The sequence below is a fragment of the Streptomyces ruber genome, from assembly GCF_014648075.1.
Lineage (GTDB): Bacteria > Actinomycetota > Actinomycetes > Streptomycetales > Streptomycetaceae > Streptomyces > Streptomyces ruber.
In genome coordinates, this window is sequence record NZ_BMQK01000017.1 from 105,723 (window position 1) to 126,468 (window position 20,746).

Sequence of the window (20,746 nt, forward strand, 5' to 3'; positions counted from 1 at the left end):
GAGAGATCACTCGTCTCCCTCCAGATCTCCCTCAAGTTCGAGGTAGGTTGCCCGGAGCCGGTCCAGGGTTTCCTGGTCCGGCTCCGCCCACAGCCCGCGGTCCGCAGCTTCCAGCAGCCGTTCAGTGATGCCGCGCAGCGCCCAGGGGTTGGACTTCCGCATGAACTCCTGGTTCTCCGGCGAGAACACGTACTCGGCCGACAACTTCTCGTACATCCAGTCGTCGACGACCCCAGCGGTGGCGTCGTAGCCGAAGAGGTAGTCCACTGTCGCCGCCATCTCGAAGGCTCCCTTATACCCATGCCTTCTCATGGCGCTCATCCAGCGCGGATTGACCACCCGCGCGCGGAACACCCGGTGCGTCTCCTCGCCCAGCGTGCGGGTTTTCACCTGGTCCGGCACGGCCGAGTCACCCACATACGCCTCGGGACTCTCACCCGTCAGGTGCCGCACCATGGCCACCATGCCGCCGTGGTACTGGAAATAATCGTCCGCGTCGACGAGGTCGTGCTCCCTGGTGTCGACATTTTTCGCCGCCACCGCGATCCGCTTGAACGCCGTCTCCATGTCCCCGCGCGCGGCCCGCCCGTCGAGCCCGCGCCCGTACGCGTAACCGCCCCAGACGGCGTACACCTCGGCGAGGTCCGCGTCGCTGCGCCAGTTCCGCGCGTCGATCAGCGGCAGCAGACCCGCCCCGTACGCCCCCGGCTTCGAGCCGAAGATACGGGCCGTCGCGCGCCGCCGGTCACCGTGCTCGGCGGTGTCCTCGTCGGCGTGCGCCCGGACGTAGTTCTGTTCGGCGGGCTCGTCCAGCTCCGCCACCGCCCGCACCGCGTCGTCGATCAGCCCGACCACGTGCGGGAAGGCGTCCCGGAAGAACCCGGAGATACGGACCGTGACGTCGATGCGCGGCCGGCCCAGTTCCTCCGGCGGCACGATCTCGAAGCCGGTCACCCGGCGCGACGCGTCGTCCCACACCGGACGGCACCCCAGCAGCGCCAGGATCTCGGCGATGTCGTCGCCCTGGGTGCGCATCGCGGACGTGCCCCAGACCGTGAGGCCGACCGACTTCGGGTACTCGCCCGTGTCGGCCAGGTACCGCTGCACCAGCGAGTCCGCGAGCGACTGGCCGACCTCCCAGCTCAGCCGGGACGGGATGGCCTTCGGGTCGACGGAGTAGAAGTTGCGGCCGGTCGGGAGGACGTTGACCAGGCCGCGCGTCGGCGAACCGGACGGGCCGGCCGGGACGTAACCGCCGTCCAGCGCGCGCAGGATGTGCCCGATCTCGTCCGTCGTACGGGCGAGACGCGGCACGACCTCGGTGCACGCGAACTCCAGCACCGCGACGGCGTCCGGCAGCTCCGTACCACCGAGCACCTCACGCACCAGCGCGGGCGCGGCCGAGCCGTCCCACGCACGCTCCTCCATGCCCTCCGCGATCCGCCGGCACAGCTGCTCCAGCAGGTCGATGGCGTCGGCGGCCGTGCGCGAAGGGCCCTCGACCAGGTCCGTCAGCTCCACCGGCACCTTCACCGGCGCGCCCGGCTCGGCGAGCAGTTCCTTCTCCACCAGTCCGAAGTGCTCGGCGAGGGAAGCCCTGAGGCCCGGCAGCGCGTTCGCCTGCCCGCCCCACACCTGCGAGGCGCGCAGCACGGCCAGCACGAGGTTGACGCGCGGCTCACCGACCGGGCCACCGCCCAGGATGTGCAGGCCGTCGCGGATCTGCACGTCCTTGATCTCGCACAGGTAGCCGTCGATGTGCATGACGAACTCGTCGAAGTCGTCGTCGTCCGGCTGGTCGTCCACGTGCAGGTCGTGGTGGAGCTCGGCGGCCTTGACCAGCGTCCAGATCTGGGCGCGCACGGCCGGGGCCTTCGTCGGGTCGAGGTCCGACACCAGCGCGTACTCGTCGAGGAGCTGCTCCAGCTTGGCCAGGTCGCCGTACGTGTCGGCGCGGGCCATCGGCGGGACCAGGTGGTCGACCACCGTGGCGTGGCCACGGCGCTTGGCCTGGGTGCCTTCGCCGGGGTCGTTGACGATGAAGGGGTAGATCAGCGGGAGGTCGCCGAGGACCGCGTCCGGCGCGCACCCGCGCGACAACCCCAGCCCCTTGCCCGGCAGCCACTCCATCGTGCCGTGCTTGCCCATGTGGACGATCGCGTCGGCGCCGAACGAGTTCTCCAGCCACCTGTACGCGGCCATGTAGTGGTGCGACGGCGGCATGTCCGGGTCGTGGTAGATCGCGATCGGGTTCTCGCCGAAGCCGCGCGGCGGCTGGATCATGACCACGACGTTCCCGAACTGGAGCGAGGCGAGCACGATGTCGTCGCCGTCCACGTAGAGGCTGCCCGGCGGCTCGCCCCACGCCTCCAGCATCGCGTCCTTCAGCTCCGGGTCGAGCTTGTCGAACCAGGCCCGGTAGTCGGCGAGCGGCACGCGCGCGGGAGCCGCGGCGAGCTGGTCCTCGGTGAGCCATTCGACGTCGTGGCCGCCGGCCTCGATGAGGCGGTGGATCAGCTCGTCGCCGTTGTCCGGGTGGCCCTCCACGACGTAACCGGCGTCCCGCAGCGAGTCGAGCACCCGTACCGCCGAGGCGGGGGTGTCCAGGCCGACCGCGTTGCCGACGCGCGAGTGCTTGGTGGGGTACGCGGTGAAGACGAGCGCGATCTTCTTGTCGGCGTTCGCCTTGTGCTTCAGCTGCGCGTGCCGTACGGCGATCCCGGCGACCCGCGCGGCCCGCTCGGGGTCGGCCACGTACACCGGGACGTCGTCCGGGCCCTGCTCCTTGAAGGAGAACGGGACGGTGATCAGCCGGCCGTCGAACTCCGGGATCGCGACCTGCATCGCGGCGTCCATGGGGGAGAGGGCGGCGTCGGACTCCTCCCAGGCGCTCCGCGAGGAAGTCAGGCACAGGCCCTGCAGCACCGGTACGTTCAGGTCCGCGAGCGCCCCGATGTCCCAGGCCTCCTCGTCGCCGCCCGCCGACGCCTGCGAGGCGTGCGTGCCGCCGGCCGCGAGCACGGTGGCGACCAGCGCGTCGGCCTGCCCGAGGATCTCGTACAGCCCCTCGTCCGCGCCGCGCAGCGAACCGCAGTACACGGGCAGCGCGTTGGCGCCGCGCGCCTCGATCGCGTCGCACAGGGTGTCGACGAAGGCGGTGTTGCCGCTCAGTTCGTGGGCCCGGTAGAAGAGCACGCCGACGGTGGGACGGCCACCGAGAAGGGCCCGGTCGCCGTGGACGCCGTACTCCGGCATCTTCCGCGGCTCCTCGAAGCCCTCACCCGTGAGCAGCACGGTGTCGGAGAGGAAGCGCGCCAGCTCGGTGAGGTTCTCCGGGCCGCCCTCGACGAGGTACCGCAGCGCCTCGGCGACCACGCCCGCCGGGACCGACGACTCGGCCATCAGTTCGGCGTCGGGCACGGCCTCCCCGCCGAGCAGCACGGTCGGGATGCCGGACGCCTTCAGCGCCGCGAGCCCGTCCTCCCAGGCGCGCTTGCCGCCGAGGAGGCGTACGACGGCGATGTCCGCGCCGTCGAGGAGACCCGGAAGCTCCTCGGTGACGTCCACGCGGGTCGGGTTGCCGATCCGGTAGGAGGCGCCGGAGGCACGGGCCGCCAGCAGGTCCGTGTCGGCGGTCGACAACAACAGCACAGTGCTCATGCGGGCGCTCCCGGTGCGATGAAGGGCAGTCCTGACGGCGCGCCCGACTCGATGAGCCGCCACAGCGCGTCCGTGTCCGCGTGTTCTTCGATGAGGTCGCCGAGCCGGTCGAGCTGCTGCTCGCGCAGCGCGGCGAAGGAGGTGTCGGGGGCGGGGACGAAGCGGCGGCCCGCGGCGGCCGCCACCTCGCGCAGGAAGGCCCGGCGGAACCCGTCGGACTCCAGCGAACCGTGCCAGTGGGTGCCCCAGGTCTGACCGATCCGGCAGCCGTCGAGGAAGGCGTCCCCGCCCTGCACGTCGGCGACGCCGTGGTGGATCTCGTACCCCTCGACCCGCTCGCCGAGGGCCTCGCCCACCGGCCGGGTGAGGGTCTTCTCGCGGGCGAACCGCACCCGCACGGGCAGCAGACCCAGCCCCTCCACGTGCCCGGCGCGGGACTCGACCTCGTCCTCGATGTGCTCGCCGAGGAGCTGGAAGCCGCCGCAGATGCCGAGCACGGGGCGCCCTTCGGCGGCCCGGCGCGCGAGGGCGTCCGCGAGCCGGCGCTCGCGCAGCCACTCCAGGGCGCGTACGGTGCCGCGCGTCCCGGGGACCACCACCAGATCCGCGTCGGCGAGCTCCTCCGGCCGGTCCACGAACCGCACCACGACCCCCGGTTCGGCGGCCAGCGCGTCCACGTCGGTGAAGTTGGACATCAGCGGGACGGCGCACACGGCGACGCGCAGCACGTCCTCGCCCACGGGCGCGGTGACCGCCGACTCGCGCACGGCGCCGCGCAGCGACACCGCCATCCCGTCCTCCTCGTCGATCCCGAGGCCGTGCCGGAAGGGAAGGACGCCGTACGTGCGCCGCCCGGTGAGGCCCTGGAGCATGTCCAGTCCCGGCTCCAGCAGGGAGACGTCCCCGCGGAACTTGTTGACGAGGAACCCGGCGACGAGGTCCTGGTCCTCGCGCGAGAGCAGCGCCACCGTCCCGAAGAAGGAGGCGAAGACCCCGCCGCGGTCGATGTCGCCGACGACGAGGACGGGCAGGCGCGCATTGCGCGCGATACCCATGTTGACGATGTCGGTCCGCCGCAGATTGATCTCGGCGGGCGAACCGGCCCCCTCACAGATCACCGCGTCATACGTGCCCCGCAGTTCGGCGAGGCAGTCCAGCACGGTGCCGAGGAGCGCCTGCTGCCGTCCGCCGTGGTAGCCGCGCGCGCTCATCTCGCCCACCGGCTTCCCCAGCAGCACCACCTGACTGCTCCGCTCACCGCCGGGCTTGAGCAGCACGGGGTTCATGAGCGCGGTGGGTTCGACGCGGCACGCCTGCGCCTGCATGGCCTGCGCGCGCCCGATCTCCGCGCCCTCCCGGGTCACGAACGAGTTGAGGGACATGTTCTGTGCCTTGAACGGCGCGACCTTCACGCCCTGCCGGACCAGCCACCGGCAGATCCCGGCGGTCACGACGCTCTTGCCGGCGTCGGAGGTGGTCCCGGCGACGAGCAGCCCACCACCGCTCATGACGTACGCCCCTTCGTCTTCGTGAGAGTCCTGGCCGCGCGGACGGCGAACCGCGCACCGGCGCACACGCCGAGTGCGAGCGCGCTCACCCGCCGGGACAGCCGTACGGCCCGCTCGATGTCCCGCACCTCGACGGCGCGGCCCTCCCCGTTCAGCACCGGCCGGTGCTCCACCCGCCCCCCGTACGAGAGGGTGCCGCCCAGCCGTACGCCCAGCGCGCCCGCGAAGGACGCCTCGACGGGCCCGGCGTTGGGGCTGGGGTGCTTGTGCGCGTCCGCGCGCCAGGCGCGTACGGCGGTGCGCGGGGCGCCGCCGGCCAGGACGGCGAGGGCGGCGGTCAGCCGCGCGCCCGGCCACCCGGCGAGGTCGTCGAGGCGCGCGGAGGCCCACCCGTACCGCAGGTACCGGGGCGACCTGTGCCCCACCATGGCGTCGAGCGTGTTGACGGCCCGGAAGCCCACGAGCCCCGGCACCCCGCCCACGGCGCCCCACACCAGGGCCCCGACCACGGCGTCGGAGGTGTTCTCGGCGACGGACTCGACCACGGCCCGGGCGATCCCGTCGGCGTCGAGCGCCTGCGGATCGCGCCCGCACAGATGCGGCAGCCGGGCGCGGGCGGCCTCGATGTCACCGGACTCCAGCGCCTCCCCGACGGCCCGGGCCTCCCGCCCGAGCGAGGTCCCGCCCACGACGGCCCAGGTGGTGGCCGCGGTCAGCGCGACGGAGGCGGCGGCGGAGGTACGGACGGCACGGGCGGCGACGGCGGCCAGAGCCACGGCGCCGCCGGCGCACACGGCGGCGTGCAGCGCGCCCCGGCCCCGGTGGTCCCGCCACAGCACCCGTTCCACGGCACCCGCGGCCCGCCCGAACACGGCGACCGGGTGCCCACGGCGCGGATCGCCGAGGAGCAGGTCGCCGAGGAGGCCGGCGGCGGCGCCGTACGCGAAGACGCGTTCGGCCCGCATCGGCTCAGCCGGCCGTCGGAGCGGACGGGACGTCGCTGGTGAATCTCGGTCGGCAGCCGTGCATGGCGATATGTCCTCACTCAGGGTGTCCACGCCCTGGCTCGACGAAATCCGGCGGTGAGAGTTCCTGGCTCCCGGGGTGTACGCCCCGGTGACAGTGGCGGGACCGCGCCGGATTCTCACCGGCTTCCTCTCCTGCCGCCGTAACTGGCTCCGGCAGTCCACCACGGGCTTCGAATCTCAGTCAACTTGCGGTTGACCTGCGCAAGGGGGATGTGCGAAGGCCCACATCTCCTGCCACAGCGGACACGGCACGAGGGCGCCCCGGGTACCGGCCCGAGCCGGCATCCGGGGCGCCCTCACAGGGAGTGCGCCGTCAGGCGACGATCAGATAGATCCCGTACGCCACCGCCGCCGCGCAGGCCGCGAAGCAGGCGTAGGCGGTCGTGGTCGCGAGAACGGCGGAGCCTCCGGACTCGGCCGCCCTCTCCCGCTTGGAGAGACCGATGATGCCGAGGCTGAAGAGGCCGACGAGAGCCACGGTGGCCACGAGACTGACGCCGAAGACGGAGCCGAGGGCTGCCCAGTCGATGTGCATGGTGGGTTACTTCCTTGGAGCTCGGGCCCGGTGCTCAGACCGCGGCCGACGAGGACGAAGCGCCGGCGGTGGCGGCCGGGGTGGCCGCTGTGGCCGGGTCGGACTGGGCCGGGATGGTGACCGCCAGGTCGTCGGTGACCGGACCGGCCGCGGCCGGCGACGGGGTGGCGGCACCCTCGGCGGAGTCGTCGGCTCCGTCCGTGCCGTTGACGTTGGTGTGGTCGACCACCTCACGGCGCGAGACGAGCCAGATCGCCGCGCTGGAGGCGACCAGGAAGACCGCGACGACGGCGGTGCCCCAGGCACCGAAGCCGGTGACCCACTCCGCGAGCGCGGCGACCAGGGCCGCGGCCGGCAGGGTGAGGCCCCAGGCCACGAACATCCGGGTGGCGGTGGACCAGCGGACCACACCGCCCTTGCGGCCGAGGCCCGCGCCCATCACGGCACCGGAGACCGAGTGCGTGGTGGAGAGGGAGAAGCCCAGGTGGGAAGAGGCCAGGATGACCGTCGCCGCGCTGGTCTGGGCGGCGAAGCCCTGCTGCGGCTGGAGGTCGGTCAGCCCCTTGCCCATCGTGCGGATGATGCGCCAGCCGCCCAGGTAGGTGCCGAGCGCGATGGCGAGACCGGCGGAGAGGATGACCCACACCGGCGGGTCGGAGTCCGGGGCGAGCGCGCCGCCGGCGACCAGGGCCAGGGTGATGATGCCCATCGTCTTCTGGGCGTCGTTCGTGCCGTGGGCCAGCGAGACCAGGCCCGCCGAGGTGATCTGGCCGGCGCGGTAGCCCTTGGAGGTGGCCTTCTCGCTCGCGTGCTCGCCCAGCCTGTACGTGAGCCGCGTACCGATCATGGCGGCGACGCCCGCGACGAACGGCGCCGCGACGGCGGGGATCAGCACCTTGGTGACGAGGACGTCGCCGTGCACCGCGCCCATGCCGGCCGAGGCGACGGTGGCGCCGATCAGGCCGCCCATGAGGGCGTGCGAGGAACTGGAGGGGAGCCCGACGAGCCAGGTGAGCAGGTTCCAGAGGATGGCGCCCACGAGCGCCGCGAATATCACCTCGGGCTGTATGCCGCTCTCGTCGACGAGGCCCTTGGAGATCGTGTTGGCGACCTCGATGGAGAGGAACGCGCCGACAAGGTTGAGAACGGCGGACATGGCCACCGCGACCTTGGGCTTCATCGCACCGGTCGAGATGGTGGTGGCCATCGCGTTGGCGGTGTCGTGGAAACCGTTCGTGAAATCGAACGCGAGCGCGGTGATGACCACGATCGCGAGGATCAGCGAGAAGCTTTCCATTTACCTGAGCTTCTGTTGGACGTCAGTGGCAAGTGGAAAGTAAGCAACCCGAGTGAACGGAAGATGAACTGGGGCGGGCCAGGGGGTGTAGTGAGGTGGGGTGTGTCTGTGTTCTCCGTGTCGGAAGCGCGGGCCAGGGCCGGGACCGAGGGCTCGGGGCGCCTCGAACGGAGGCGGAATATCGTCCTCCGTATCCGCGTCCCCCGTGCTGTCGGCGGTACCGGCCCCTCGTCCTACGGGTGACGCGCATCACCGTCTCCGCCACCCGGGCGCCGGCTCCTCCTCCCCGTGTCCACCCCTCCGGCCCCGGCCGCGCCCGGCGGGGCGCCGGCGCGCTCCCTGCCCGGTTCCGGCCGGTCCCCGCTCCGGCGGACCGCCCCGCCCCGCTCCCTCGCACGGCGGGACGAGGCGCGCATCGGGCCGGCTAACCCCTTGCGAAGCGTTTCAGCTGCTTCATCGAGCCGTTGAAGAGATTCTGGTCGCCCGGCAGCCGGCCGCTGTTGTCGTACTGCCAGAACGTCCAGTACTGCCATCCGCCCGGCAGCCTCCCCGCGCCGGAGGAGTTGTAGTGGGCCACCCACAGGGCGTGGTCGGCGGCGAACGCCTTGCTGCCGCCCGTGCACGCGTTCCACCAGTTGGCGTTCGTGTAGATCACCGGACGACGGCCGGTCAGGCGCTTGACCTCGTTACTGAAGGACTTGATCCAGCCGACCATCCTGGTCCGGCTCAGGCCGTAGCACTTCTTCTTGCTGTACGGGTTGTACTCGATGTCCAGCGCCGGCGGCAGTGTCCAGCCGTCGCCGCTCCAGCCTCCGCCGTTGCGCACGAAGAACGCGGCCTGCTTGGCGCCGGAGGACTTGTCCGGCACGGCGAAGTGGTACGCGCCGCGGATCAGCCCCGCGTCGCGGGAGCCGGTGTACTGCTGGGTGAAGTGCGGATTGCGGTAGGTGTGGGACTCCGTCGCCTTGACGTAGACGAACCTGGCGCCCCCGGACCTGGACCTGGACCAGTTGACGTCCTTCTGGTGCGAGGAGACGTCGTGCCCCTTGGGTTTGCCGGCGGCCGAGGCCGGAAGCTCGGCGAGCAGGGTCCCCCCGAGGGCGAGTGCTGTGATGGATGACGCGATGAGTCGGGAACGGTGACGGGACGGCTGGCGATCACGGGCCATGTTTCCCCCCGGAAATGGCGGCGTGCACGACAAATCGTCCAGAGATTACTGGAAGATCGTTGAATCTCGGTTGATCACCAGCCAATCCACACAAGAGGGTGACGTATACGCATATCCCACCTGCCGGAGGGCCGGGTTCCGCCCTACACTCCCCTCTTCCTCCGTACGCCCGGCCCCGGCCTGACAGGATCACGGCATGGCTGATGGGCGAGAGGCCGCGAGCGGCCCGTGGGGAACGAGTGCGGTCGACCAGGACGTGCGCGGGGGACCGGAGCGGAGCGCGCCCGGGGAAGTGGCCTCGGCGTGGGACGAACTCGTGGCCACGGCCCGCCGGACGGTGGCCGACGGTCTCGTCGTCGGTACGTCGGGCAACGTCTCCGTACGGGTGGGCGACACGGTCCTGGTCACTCCCACCGGAGTGCCGTACGAGCGGCTGACACCCGATGACGTGGTGGGCGTGGACCTCGGCGGACGCCAGGTCCTCGGCTCCCTCCGTCCGACGAGCGAGCTGCCCATGCACCTCGCGGTCTACGGCACCACCGGAGCGCGCGCGGTCGTCCATACGCACGCCGTCCACGCGACCGCCGTCTCCACGCTCGTACCGGAGCTCCCGCTGATCCACTACATGGCCGCCGCGCTCGGCGGGGCCGTGCGGGTCGCCCCTTATGCGGCTTATGGCACGCCGGAGTTGGCCGAGAACATGCTCCGCGCCCTGCACGGCCGTACCGCCTGTCTCCTGCGCAACCACGGCACGGTCGCCCACGGGTCCTCCCTCTCCGAGGCGTACGACCGCACCGCGCAGCTGGAGTGGATGTGCCGTGTCTGGCTCACGGCGTCCTCGGTCCCCGGCCTGACGCCCGCACTGCTGAGCCGGGAACAGGTGGCGGAGGTCGAGGAGCGGCTGCGGGGCTACGGGCAGCCGGAGTAACCCGGGACCGGTGGGGTAACCGGACGCCGGTGGGTGAGTGCCGGTACAGGGTCCGGGCGGTCCTCCGTACCGTCCGGACCCTGAACCGCGGCGCGGACCGACCCGGCCCGTTCTCCCGCTGGCCGCCCGTTCCGCCGGAAAGGAGACTGGGGGCGTGCGCACAGTCAAAGCCGCGGCCGCGGCCGCCACCGTCGCCCTCGCGGCCGGCGCGGCGAGTGTCGCCGCCGGCCGGTTCGCCAGCGACGCCGCGCTGAAGGCGTCGGCGGGCAGGCCGTTGCCCACGGAACCCCTGCTGACCGTCCACGCGGCGACGGGCGGGCAGATCACGCTCACCCGCGACCTCGCCTCGCTGCGGCCGGGCAGGTACGGGCTGGCGTCCGGGGACGGCTCCCACGCGGTGGTCGGCCCGGTCCTGGAGGCCGTCCAGACCTCCGTGGACACGGTCGCCCGCCGTCTGGAGCACGTCGTCCGCGGCACCTTCACGCCCGGTGACAGGGTGTGGCTGACGCCGAGCGCGTACGCCGGCGACCCGGGCTCAGCCCTGGGGCTCGACCACACCGATCTCGGGATACCCGGCGAACTCGGCACGCTGCCCGCCTGGTTCGTGCCCGCCGCCCGGACCACCTGGGTGATCGCCGCACACGGCCTGGGCGCCACCCGGGAACACGCCCTCAACCTCGTGGGATTCCTGCACCGGCACCAGTTCCCGGTGCTCGTCCCCGCCTACCGCGGCGACCCCGGCGCACCCCGCTCCCCGGACGGCCTCAACCACCTCGGCGAGGCGGAGTGGCCCGACCTGGACGCGGCCGTCCGCTACGCCGTGGACCACGGCGCCGAGGCGGTGGTCCTGCTCGGCTGGTCCACCGGCGCCACGATGGCCCTGCGCGTGGCGACCCGCTCCGCGCTCCGCGAGCGGATCTCGGGGCTCGTCCTGGACTCGCCCGTGCTCAGCTGGGAGCTCACGCTGCGCGCCCTCGCCGCCGCCCGCCGCGCCCCCCGCGCCCTGCTCCCGCTGGCCGTCCGCGCCGCCCGGGGGCGCACCGCCCTGCGGACCGACCGCGCCCTCCCGGCCGGCGGCACCGAGCGGCCCAGGATGCCGGTCCAGATCTTCCACGGCCCCGACGACGCCATCGCCCCGTGGGCCCTCTCCCGCCGCTTCGCCGAGCGCGACCCGAACCTGGTCTCCCTGCGCACGGTCCCGCACGCCCCGCACGGCGCCATGTGGAACGCCGACCCGGAGGCCTACGAGGAAGCGCTGCGCCGGTTTCTCATCCCGTTGATGTGAAGATCGTCCGTTGATGAACGGACCAGTCGACGCATGAATCAGTCGATGCACGCATCGGTTGATGCATGGGCCACGAGAGCCGGGGAAAGATCGTCCGAGTGGGCACCGGAGCACCAGGACACCGGAGCGCCGCCGCGCGCCGCGGCGGGCGCCGCGCGGTGTCGCGCGGCCGTGGCCGCAGCACGCCGTCCTGGCAGGGTGCGCACACATTCCGTTTGCGCTCCGACCGGGCCTGCTCGGGGCGTCCTGCCCCGTCGCCCGCCTGCTGTGCCGACCGTCCCGACGGTCTCCCTCGGCATTCCGTTTGGGTTTTCGGACCGTCAACCGGAAGACTGCACTTGTGACGTCCCGTAACCCGCGCGACTCCAGGCTCCGACTCGTCGGCCCCCGTACGCTGGCCGCCGCGCCGCGAACCGCGACCCAGCGCCGCCGCCCCGCCCCCCGGCCGCCGGAGGGCACGCCTCCGCCCGCGGAGCTGGCCCGCATGGCCCGCGCCCAGCTGGCGGGTGCCGCCCGGGTCGCCCGCTGGGCCGACACGGCGCTGCACCCCGGCCGCGGTGGCGCGCACGCCGACGGCGCGGCCTCCGACGCCACCGGCAACCTCTCCGACGCGAGCGCCGAACGGGCCGCGGCCGATCTCGGGCTGCACCCCGGCCAGGTGCGTGCCGACTGGGACACGGCACGCCTCGCCGGCCTCGTCGAGGTGCACGGCGGCAGCGCCCGCCCCGGCTGGCGGCTGCGGGCCTGGCACCGCGACGACAGCGCCGTGCTGCGCGGCTGGGTCGCCCTGTTCGACGCGTGGTCGCTGGCGCAGCCGGAGCCCGCCGGCCGTGAGCCCGCCGCCGTCGCCGAGGTCGTCTCCGCGATGCCCCAGGTGCTCTCCTTCCTCCAGCTCTCCGCGGGCCCGGTCCCGGTGGAGCAGCTCCTCGACCTGCTGCAGCAGCGGGTCACCGAGCTGCGCACCGAGCGCTGCGAGGTCCCGTACGGGCCGCAGCCCGCCCCCGCGCTCGTGCCCGCGCCCGAACCCGCCGCGGGCGGGGTGCCCGCCCCGGAGCCGGGCGGCGACGACACCCCGCTCGCCCCGCTCCTCGACTGGGCCCTGCACGCCCTCGCCTCCGTCGGCGCCCTCACCTACGGGGACCGGCAGGCCACGCTCACCCCGCTGGGCAGCTGGGCGGTGTGGGTGAAGCTGGAGCAGATCTGCGTCGCCGCGCAGAGCCCCGCCGGGAACATCGAGGTGTCCGCCGAGGACATGCTGCGCGGCTGCGCCCAGCTGCGCCCGAACGCCGCCCGCGCCGAGTACCGCGCCTGGCTCGCCGCCCGCCCCGTCGGCGGTGCCGTCACCGAACTCCTCGACGCCGCCCGCGGCGAGGACGCCCTGCTGCGCGGCCTCGCCTTCGAGGCGCTGCGCGTGGTGGGCGCCCCCGCCGAGCCCGAGGTGCGGGCCGTGGTCGACGAGACCCCGCTGCGCCCGTACGCCCTGCTGTGGCTCGCCGAGCACGACGGCGCCGACCCCGAGGAGGCGCACGAGGTGCTCACCCGCGAGGAGGCCACCTGGCTGTGGGTCGACACCGCGGCGGCCGTCGCCGACCACGGTGAGGCCCCGCTCCTCGTACGCCACCTGGAGTCCGCGGTGCAGCCCACGGTGCCCGCCCTGCTCGACGAGGTCCGCGCGGTCGGGCATCCGCGCACCGTGCAGGTCCTGGTGGCGCTCGCCGCCGCGCACCCCGACCCGGCCCTCGCGAAGGCCGTGCGCCGGGCCGCGTTCCAGGTCCACACCGGAGGCAGCTGACCGGACCCGGGCGACGGGCGGCCCGGATGCGTCGGCCCGGGTGCGGGGCGGCCTAGATGCTCACCTCGGGGGCGTACGTACCGAAGGTCCACACATTGCCCTCGACGTCCCGGACCAGGTAGTCCCGCGAGCCGTGGTCCTGGTCCGTCGGCGGCAGCAGGATCTCCGCGCCGTGCTCCACGGCGCGCTGGTGGTGCGCGTCGACGTCGTCCACCACGACGTACACCCCCACGGGACCCGCGCCCTCCGCGGCCGTGTCGAACAGGCTGCCGTTGCCTCTGGAGCCGAGCATCACCGCGCCGTTGCCCTGCGCCAGCTCGGCGTGCAGCACCGTGCCGTCCTCGCTCTCGTACACCGACAGCTCGGTGAAGCCCAGAGCCTCCGTGAGCTGTCTCAGCGCGGCCTTCGCGTCCGCGTACAGCAGCGTCGGACAGATGCTCGGTCGCCCGCCCTCCATGCCCGTCATGCCGATCTCCCTCCCGCCCGACGGCCGAGCCGGCGCCGGACATCACCGGAATACGACCTGCCGCCCAGTTTGGCACCCACCACCGACAACGCCGGGTCCCCGCTGTGCCCGCGACCGCGCCCCGCTCCGGTGACCGAGACCACGCACCCCCGCCCGGCAACGACGGAAAACCGCTTGCTACCCCCGGTTAGACTTGGCCCATGGCCGTTCTCCTCGCGCATTAGACGGCGTGTCCGCCCTCAGCCGCCCACCCCGCCGTCAACGACCCTGCCCGGGAGTCTGTCCGTGATCTCCGCCTCCGGTATCGAGCTGCGCGCCGGTGCCCGCATCCTCATCGAGAACGCCACCTTCCGCGTCGCCAAGGGCGACCGCATCGGCCTGGTCGGCCGCAACGGCGCCGGCAAGACGACCCTGACCAAGGTCCTCGCGGGCGAGGGCATCCCCGCCGCGGGCACCGTCACCCGCTCCGGCGAGGTCGGCTACCTGCCGCAGGACCCGCGCACCGGCGACCTCGACGTGCTCGCCCGCGACCGCATCCTCTCCGCGCGCGGCCTGGACACCCTGCTCCGCAAGATGCGCGAGAACGAGCAGCGCATCGCCAACGGCCAGGGCGCCACCCGCGAGAAGGCGCTGAAGCAGTACGAGCGCCAGGAGACCGAGTTCCTCACCAAGGGCGGGTACGCCGCCGAGGCCGAGGCCGCCACCATCGCCGCCGCGCTCAACCTGCCCGACCGGGTGCTCGGCCAGCCGCTGCACACCCTCTCCGGTGGTCAGCGCCGCCGCGTGGAGCTCGCCCGCATCCTGTTCTCCGACGCGGACACCCTGCTCCTCGACGAGCCGACGAACCACCTCGACGCCGACTCGATCGTCTGGCTGCGCGACTACCTGAAGACCTACCGCGGCGGCTTCATCGTCATCTCCCACGACGTCGACCTGGTCGAGACGGTCGTCAACAAGGTGTTCTACCTGGACGCCAACCGCTCCCGGATCGACGTCTACAACATGGGCTGGAAGCTCTACCAGCAGCAGCGCGAGGCCGACGAGAAGCGCCGCAAGCGCGAGCGGCAGAACGCCGAGAAGAAGGCCGCCGCGCTGAACGCGCAGGCCGACAAGATGCGCGCCAAGGCCACCAAGACGGTCGCCGCGCAGAACATGGCCCGCCGCGCCGAGCGCCTGCTCTCCGGCCTGGAGGAGGTCCGCCAGCAGGACAAGGTGGCCAAGCTGCGCTTCCCCGAGCCCGCGCCCTGCGGCAGGACGCCGCTGATGGCGGAGGGCCTGTCGAAGTCGTACGGCTCGCTGGAGATCTTCACCGATGTCGACCTGGCCGTCGACAAGGGCTCCCGCGTGGTCATCCTCGGCCTCAACGGCGCCGGCAAGACCACCCTGCTGCGGCTCCTCGGTGGCGTCGAGCAGCCCGACACCGGTGCCGTCGTCCCAGGTCACGGCCTCAAGCTCGGCTACTACGCGCAGGAGCACGAGACCCTCGACCCGGACCGCACGGTGCTGGAGAACATGCGCTCGGCCGCACCCGACATGGACCTGGTCGAGGTCCGCAAGGTGCTCGGCTCGTTCCTGTTCTCCGGCGACGACGTCGACAAGCCGGCCGGTGTCCTCTCCGGCGGCGAGAAGACCCGGCTCGCCCTCGCCACGCTCGTCGTGTCCTCGGCCAACGTCCTGCTCCTCGACGAGCCGACCAACAACCTCGACCCGGCCAGCCGCGAGGAGATCCTCGGCGCGCTGCGCACCTACAAGGGAGCGGTCGTCCTGGTCACGCACGACGAGGGCGCCGTCGAGGCACTCCAGCCGGAGCGGATCATCCTGCTCCCGGACGGCATCGAGGACCTCTGGGGCTCCGACTACGCGGATCTCGTCGCCCTCGCCTGAGCACCGTGATGAGCACCGTCATACGCGCTTGATCGAATGAATGATCCACTGTGTATGGATCATTCGGCCGATCCGTGATCCATCATCTGTGTGAGATCTCCTCGTACCGGGGTGTGTTCACCATCGATTTCACGGCCGGGCCCCCTCGCACCGGGGGCCCGGCCGTCGCGCGTCTCTGACCTGCTAATTCTCCGGGAAGTCCGTTCGGTCGTACGGATATCCTCGCGCGGAATCTCACGTTCCACTCGTGGGTATGCGCTCCCGTCGTCACAACCTTGTCTCACGGACCTTGCCGAATGGGTGGCCATCGGGCCCGGGAGGGGTGATCATGAGGAGACCAGAGCGCACTTCCCATGAGGAGGCACGGGTGGCCGAGACTCTGAAGAAGGGCAGCCGGGTGACCGGCGCCGCGCGCGACAAGCTCGCGGCAGACCTGAAGAAGAAGTACGACTCCGGTGCGAGCATCCGGGCACTGGCCGAGGAAACCGGCCGCTCGTATGGCTTCGTCCACCGGATGCTCAGTGAGTCGGGCGTCACGCTGCGGGGACGCGGCGGGGCGACGCGGGGCAAGAAGGCCCAGTCGGCCTGACACCGGGCGGCCCCTCGTTCTCGACGGTGGCCACCCGGTCGGCCTTCCCTCCGATCCCTTGAGGGACCCGGGGGACCAACGGGCCGACCGGGTGGTTACTGTGCAGTCACTTACGGACGTCGGCGCGTGTGACGTACGGCGTCCCTCGACCGCACCCACCGGAGGCGCCCCATGGCCACGCCCGACAAGGACCTCGCTCCCCTTCTCGACCGGAACGGCGTACGGCTCACCGTCGACGACGCGCTCGCCACGGTGACCCTGACCAACCCCGCCAAGCGCAACGCCCAGAGCCCCGCCCTGTGGCACACGCTCGTCGAGGCCGGCCGGGTGCTGCCGGGTTCCGTCCGGGTGGTCGTCCTGCGTGCCGAGGGCAAGTCGTTCTCGGCGGGGCTCGACCGGCAGATGCTCACACCGGAGGGCATCGAGGGCCAGACCTCGTTCGCCGACCTCGCGCGCGGCGGCGACGCCGAGGCCGACGCGGTCATCGCCGGGTTCCAGGAGGCGTTCACCTGGTGGCGGCGCAGCGACATAGTCTCCGTCGCGGCCGTGCAGGGGCATGCCATCGGCGCCGGCTTCCAGCTCGCGCTCGCCTGCGACCTGCGCGTCGTCGCGGACGACGTGCAGTTCGCCATGCGCGAGACCTCCCTCGGCCTCGTCCCCGACCTGACGGGTACGCACCCCCTGGTACGTCTCGTGGGGTACGCGCGAGCCCTGGAGATCTGCCTCACCGGGCGCTTCGTCCACGCGGAGGAGGCGGTGAGCTGCGGCCTAGCCAACCTCGCCGTGCCCGCCGACCGGCTCGACGACACCGTGCGGGACCTGACCGCCGCCGTGCTGGCCGCGCCGCGGAACGCCGTGATCGAGACCAAGGCCCTGCTGCTCGGCGCGCAGGAGCGGACGCACGAGGAGCAGCGTGCCGCGGAGCGGGCCGCGCAGACCCGGCGGCTGCGGGACCTGACGGGTCTCGGCGAGTAGCGGACCGCGCCCGCGACCCGGCGGCGGGGCGCGCGCTCAGCCTGCCGCCGGGTCCACCGCCGTCACCAGCACGGCCACCGACGGCCGGTCCGGCAGCGCCTCGCCCGCCGCCGTGCGCACCGCGCGTGCCACCTCCAGCGTCCGCCGGGCCGATGTGACCGCGAGCTCCACGCGGACGTGCCGGTGCGGCAGCGCGGGACCGGTCCCCGTCCCGGCGCCCGTACCGATGCGGATCGCGCGGGCGGGCATGCCCAGGACACCGGTCAGCCGGGTCACGCCCGGAACGCCCAGCACGGCGGCGGCCACACGGGCCTCCTCGTCGTCGCCGGGCACGCGCGGTGCGTTCCCCTGCGGTTCGGTCTCGTCGGCCGGAGCGGGCCCCTTCTCGGCGGAATCGGGCCCGTTCCCGGTCGACTCCGGTCCGCTTTCGACCGAATGGGGGATGCTTTCGGCCGACTGATACGCGTACCTGCTCCCGGACGGCTCGGTGCCGTCCGGATCGCCCTCGGGCACCGTGTCCAGCAGTCCTGTCACCCGCAGGTCCACCTCGGTCACCGTCAGGCCGAGGCGCTCCGCCGCGGCCTGTGCCAGCGCCGTCCGCAGCCGGGACGCCGCCGCCGGGAGCGGCTCGGCGGCCGGGGCCAGCGGGCCCGCCACCGCCCGGAACTCCGCGTCGACCCGCAGCGGCCCCGGTGGCAGCGCGCTCGGCGGCGGCGGTACGGCGGGGTCGTACGGCTGGTCCGGGCGGGCCGGCGAGAGCCGCAGCCGGCCGAGGCGCACCCCGCGCACCTGGGCGGCCGCGTCGCGCAGCACCGGGCCGGCCGCCTGCTCCGTGATCCACGCGCCGTCGCGGGGCCCGCCCAGCGGGAGCACCCTGCCCAGGGCGAGCCGGCGTCGTACCTCGTTCAGGTCCATGCGCGCCGCCCTGCCCGAATGCGCCGCGTCCCGTTCCGTCCCAGCCCGCTCGTCCGGCGTCATTCCTCCAGCCTGCCGCATACCCGGCGCGCCGACAGGCGTCCGCACTTAATGTGGGCGGAAGAGGACGACCGGAAGGGACGTGCGCCATGACGGACATGACGGAGCGGAACCGGACGGGGAAGGCCGAGGGCGATCAGACGGCGGAGCTCTCCACGGGCCGCCGGGGTGCCCGGCGGGGCGGCGGCGACCCCGGCACCCGGGGGCGCACCACCATCGCCGACGGGGTCGTCGAGAAGATCGCCGGGCTCGCCGCGCGGGACGTGGTCGGTGTGCACGCCATGGGCAGCGGGCTGTCACGGACCTTCGGCGCCGTGCGCGACCGGGTGCCCGGTGGTTCGAAGGCCGTCACACGCGGTGTGAAGGCCGAGGTCGGCGAGGTGCAGACCGCGCTCGACCTGGAGATCGTCGTCGAGTACGGCATGGCCATCGCGGACGTGGCCCGCGCCGTCCGGGAGAACGTCGTCGCCGCCGTCGAACGCATGACGGGACTGGAGGTCGTCGAGGTCAACATCGCCGTCAGCGACGTGAAGCTGCCCGACGAGGAGGAACAGGAGGAGCCGGAGCCCCGGCTGCAGTAGCCCGGTCGGGCCCTCGGACCGCCGGGACGAACGGAACCGAACCGCTGAGGAGCGCACAGCATGAACATGGCCGTGGTCGGCATGATCGCCGGAATGGTGCTGGGTTTCGCCGGGTACTTCGGCGGCTTCGGTGCCTTCCTGCTGGTGGCCGCGCTGGGCGCGGTCGGCTTCGGCGTCGGCCGGTACCTGGAGGGGGACCTGGACGTCGCCGACTTCTTCCGGACGCGTGACGACCGCCGGCGGTGACACCGATGAGCGGTGACCGCACCGACGGCGACCAGGGGGACCGTTCCGGGCTTGCCGCCGGGGACCGGCCGCAGCCGGTGCTCCCCGTCGTCGCTCCGGCCGAACGGGGTGCCACCCGGATCGCCGAGCGGGTCGTCGCGAAGATCGCCGCGCAGGCGGCGCGCGAGGCACTGGGCTCCCTGCCGCCGGAGGCCGCGCCGCCGCACGCCGGCGTGGACGTCCGCCCGCGCGCTCCCGCCCCCGCCGTCGCGGGGGAGGTCCCCTCCGCGGCCGTCCACGTCCGTGTCGGCCTCGAACTCGACTACCCCACCGACATCGGCGGCCGGTGCGCCGCCGTGCGTCGCAGGGTGACCGAGCGGGTCGAGGAGCTGGCGGGGATGACGGTGCCGGAGGTGGCCGTCCGGGTGGAGCGGCTGCACCCGGCGCACCCGACCGGCGCGGCGCACGGGAGGATCCGATGAGCGAGCCCCGGGGCCCCGAGGACACCGACGGCACACGGCCGCCACCGGTCCTGGAGAAGGAGAACGAGCGGGAGAAGGAGAACAAAGGGGAGAGGGAGGACGAAAGGGAGAGGCAGGAGACGCCGGTCGGGGGTCCCGGACGGCTCGGGCACACCGGCCGGCCGGACTCCGCCGCCGGCCAGGAGCCGCCGCCCGGCCCCGACGACGGAGGACGTCAGCGGCGCTTCTGGTCCGCGCGCCGCGTCCCCGCCGGAGCGCTCGCCCTGCTGCTCCTCGCCGGTACCGGTCTCCTGCTGTACGACGTCGTCGCCGTCCGGGCCGGCCGGCCCGCGATGTGGTGGCGCCGGTCCCTCGCCCGTGAGCTCGCCGAACGGCCTCTCGACGACATCTGGGTGCTGACCGGCGCCGGGATCGCCGTGGCGCTCGGGCTGTGGCTGCTGCTCCTCGCGCTGACGCCCGGCCTGCGGGACGTGCTGCCGATGCGCCGCGTCCACCCCGACGTCCGGGCGGGGCTGCACCGGGACGCCGCCGCCCTGAACCTGCGCGACCGGGCCATGGAGGTGCCGGGCGTGCGGTCCGTACGGGTCCGGGTGCGGCGCCGCAAGGTCGACGTGCGGGCGGTCGCGCACTTCCGGGAGCCCGACGAGGTACGCGCCGACCTCGGCACCGTGCTCACCGACGGCGTCGGCCGGCTCGGACTCTCCCGGCCGCCCGCACCGGCCGTACGGGTGCGGCGACCGGGACGGAGGAACGCGGAGGGATGAGACAGGTGATCCGGATCGTCAACCGGCTGCTGCTGGGACTCGGCGGGCTGCTGCTCGTGGCGGCCGGCGGGTCGGTGCTCGCCGTCGGCCTCGGGGTGCGGCCGCCCGCATGGTGGGTGTACGACGGACGGCACGACGTGCTGCTCGGCGACACCGCGCGGACGCGCTGGCGGGACACCGGCTGGTGGTGGCCCGCCGTCATCGCCGTGCTCGCCGCGCTGGTGCTGCTCGCGCTGTGGTGGCTGGCCGCCGTGCTGCGGCGGCGCCGGCCCGGCGAGGTCCTCGTGGACACCGGGGACGGCGCCGGCGCCCTGCTGCACGGCCGGGCCCTGGAGGACGCCCTCGCCGGCGGGGCGGAACGGACGCCCGGCGTCGACCGCGCCCACGTACGGCTGACCGGACGGCGCCGCGCTCCCGGCGCGCGGATGCGGCTCCTGCTGCGGCCGCACGCGGACCCCGGCCGGGCGCTGCGCCTGCTCGCCGGGCGGACGCTCACCCAGGCCCGGGACTCGGCCGGGCTGGCCGCCCTGCCCGCCGAGGTACGGTTCCGGACGGCCGGGCACCGGGCGGAACGGGTGAGCTGAGCACCGTACGGAAGTCGGGC

The 20,746-nt window shown here is 73.3% G+C and carries 19 protein-coding genes and 1 riboswitch; of the genes, 11 read left to right on the top strand and 8 right to left on the bottom strand.

All coding sequences use genetic code 11. The features are described 5' to 3' along the window. Positions 1-6 precede the first annotated feature (6 nt). The 6 genes from cobN to IEZ04_RS28235 all read right to left on the bottom strand — a co-directional run bounded on the left by cobN (position 7) and on the right by IEZ04_RS28235 (position 9,196). Positions 7-3,660: a cobaltochelatase subunit CobN gene (cobN, locus tag IEZ04_RS28210; RefSeq protein ID WP_189219802.1), complete on the bottom strand. Its 3,654-nt coding sequence runs from the start codon at positions 3,658-3,660 to the stop codon at positions 7-9. Then, entirely contained in the window at positions 3,657-5,168 is a 1,512-nt protein-coding gene (locus tag IEZ04_RS28215) for a cobyric acid synthase (protein WP_189219803.1), read from the bottom strand. Before IEZ04_RS28215 ends, cobN begins: the two co-directional genes overlap by 4 nt. Beyond that, a complete protein-coding gene (locus IEZ04_RS28220) occupies positions 5,165-6,133 on the bottom strand; it encodes a cobalamin biosynthesis protein (RefSeq protein WP_189219804.1) in 969 nt (322 codons plus the stop codon). The genes IEZ04_RS28215 and IEZ04_RS28220 overlap by 4 nt, the downstream gene beginning before the upstream one ends. Positions 6,134-6,235: 102 nt before the next feature. Continuing rightward, positions 6,236-6,374: riboswitch (cobalamin riboswitch) on the bottom strand. A 135-nt stretch (positions 6,375-6,509) separates the two neighbouring features. After that, the gene (locus tag IEZ04_RS28225; RefSeq protein WP_189219805.1) at positions 6,510-6,731 is read right to left on the bottom strand and encodes a hypothetical protein; all 222 of its coding nucleotides are present in this window, start codon (positions 6,729-6,731) and stop codon (positions 6,510-6,512) included. Positions 6,732-6,765: 34 nt separating this feature from the next. Further along, on the bottom strand, positions 6,766-8,028 hold the full coding sequence (locus IEZ04_RS28230) for an inorganic phosphate transporter (RefSeq protein ID WP_189219806.1): 1,263 nt from the start codon (positions 8,026-8,028) through the stop codon (positions 6,766-6,768). 424 nt (positions 8,029-8,452) lie between these two features. Beyond that, a complete protein-coding gene (locus IEZ04_RS28235; RefSeq protein WP_189219807.1) occupies positions 8,453-9,196 on the bottom strand; it encodes a lysozyme in 744 nt (247 codons plus the stop codon). Positions 9,197-9,392: 196 nt separating this feature from the next. Here IEZ04_RS28235 and IEZ04_RS28240 point away from each other — a divergent pair, with 196 nt between their 5' ends. The 3 genes from IEZ04_RS28240 to IEZ04_RS28250 all read left to right on the top strand — a co-directional run bounded on the left by IEZ04_RS28240 (position 9,393) and on the right by IEZ04_RS28250 (position 13,201). Beyond that, positions 9,393-10,124 carry a class II aldolase/adducin family protein gene (locus tag IEZ04_RS28240; protein ID WP_189219808.1) on the top strand — a complete coding sequence of 244 codons (732 nt, stop codon included), beginning with the start codon at positions 9,393-9,395 and terminating at the stop codon, positions 10,122-10,124. Between the two features lie 154 nt (positions 10,125-10,278). Further along, the gene (locus IEZ04_RS28245) at positions 10,279-11,409 is read left to right on the top strand and encodes an alpha/beta hydrolase (protein WP_189219809.1); all 1,131 of its coding nucleotides are present in this window, start codon (positions 10,279-10,281) and stop codon (positions 11,407-11,409) included. Between the two features lie 340 nt (positions 11,410-11,749). After that, entirely contained in the window at positions 11,750-13,201 is a 1,452-nt protein-coding gene (locus IEZ04_RS28250; protein WP_189219810.1) for a hypothetical protein, read from the top strand. Between the two features lie 52 nt (positions 13,202-13,253). On the opposite strand, the gene IEZ04_RS28255 is transcribed toward IEZ04_RS28250, so the two are convergent. After that, positions 13,254-13,667 carry a VOC family protein gene (locus tag IEZ04_RS28255; protein WP_189219811.1) on the bottom strand — a complete coding sequence of 138 codons (414 nt, stop codon included), beginning with the start codon at positions 13,665-13,667 and terminating at the stop codon, positions 13,254-13,256. Positions 13,668-13,952: 285 nt separating this feature from the next. Here IEZ04_RS28255 and IEZ04_RS28260 point away from each other — a divergent pair, with 285 nt between their 5' ends. The 3 genes from IEZ04_RS28260 to IEZ04_RS28270 all read left to right on the top strand — a co-directional run bounded on the left by IEZ04_RS28260 (position 13,953) and on the right by IEZ04_RS28270 (position 17,115). Beyond that, positions 13,953-15,551 (top strand): ABC-F family ATP-binding cassette domain-containing protein, encoded by a 1,599-nt coding sequence (locus tag IEZ04_RS28260; RefSeq protein WP_189219812.1) that lies wholly within the window; start codon positions 13,953-13,955, stop codon positions 15,549-15,551. A gap of 367 nt (positions 15,552-15,918) precedes the next feature. After that, positions 15,919-16,140, top strand: coding sequence for a helix-turn-helix domain-containing protein (locus tag IEZ04_RS28265; RefSeq protein WP_030578326.1), 222 nt, complete (start codon positions 15,919-15,921; stop codon positions 16,138-16,140). Between the two features lie 171 nt (positions 16,141-16,311). Next, the gene (locus IEZ04_RS28270; RefSeq protein WP_189219813.1) at positions 16,312-17,115 is read left to right on the top strand and encodes an enoyl-CoA hydratase/isomerase family protein; all 804 of its coding nucleotides are present in this window, start codon (positions 16,312-16,314) and stop codon (positions 17,113-17,115) included. 36 nt (positions 17,116-17,151) lie between these two features. On the opposite strand, the gene IEZ04_RS28275 is transcribed toward IEZ04_RS28270, so the two are convergent. Next, positions 17,152-18,030 (bottom strand): nucleopolyhedrovirus P10 family protein, encoded by an 879-nt coding sequence (locus tag IEZ04_RS28275; RefSeq protein ID WP_189219814.1) that lies wholly within the window; start codon positions 18,028-18,030, stop codon positions 17,152-17,154. A gap of 149 nt (positions 18,031-18,179) precedes the next feature. Between IEZ04_RS28275 and IEZ04_RS28280 the strand changes: the two genes are divergently transcribed. Genes IEZ04_RS28280 through amaP form a run of 5 tightly spaced genes read left to right on the top strand, consistent with a single transcriptional unit; the run spans position 18,180 to position 20,726 of the window. Next, positions 18,180-18,671 carry an Asp23/Gls24 family envelope stress response protein gene (locus tag IEZ04_RS28280; protein WP_189219815.1) on the top strand — a complete coding sequence of 164 codons (492 nt, stop codon included), beginning with the start codon at positions 18,180-18,182 and terminating at the stop codon, positions 18,669-18,671. A 60-nt stretch (positions 18,672-18,731) separates the two neighbouring features. After that, positions 18,732-18,917, top strand: coding sequence for a hypothetical protein (locus IEZ04_RS28285; protein ID WP_189219816.1), 186 nt, complete (start codon positions 18,732-18,734; stop codon positions 18,915-18,917). Between the two features lie 5 nt (positions 18,918-18,922). Then, entirely contained in the window at positions 18,923-19,378 is a 456-nt protein-coding gene (locus IEZ04_RS28290; protein ID WP_189219817.1) for an Asp23/Gls24 family envelope stress response protein, read from the top strand. Then, a complete protein-coding gene (locus IEZ04_RS28295) occupies positions 19,375-20,142 on the top strand; it encodes a DUF6286 domain-containing protein (protein ID WP_189219818.1) in 768 nt (255 codons plus the stop codon). The genes IEZ04_RS28290 and IEZ04_RS28295 overlap by 4 nt, the downstream gene beginning before the upstream one ends. After that, on the top strand, positions 20,139-20,726 hold the full coding sequence (amaP, locus tag IEZ04_RS28300; protein ID WP_189219819.1) for an alkaline shock response membrane anchor protein AmaP: 588 nt from the start codon (positions 20,139-20,141) through the stop codon (positions 20,724-20,726). Before IEZ04_RS28295 ends, amaP begins: the two co-directional genes overlap by 4 nt. The last annotated feature ends 20 nt before the right edge of the window (positions 20,727-20,746 follow it).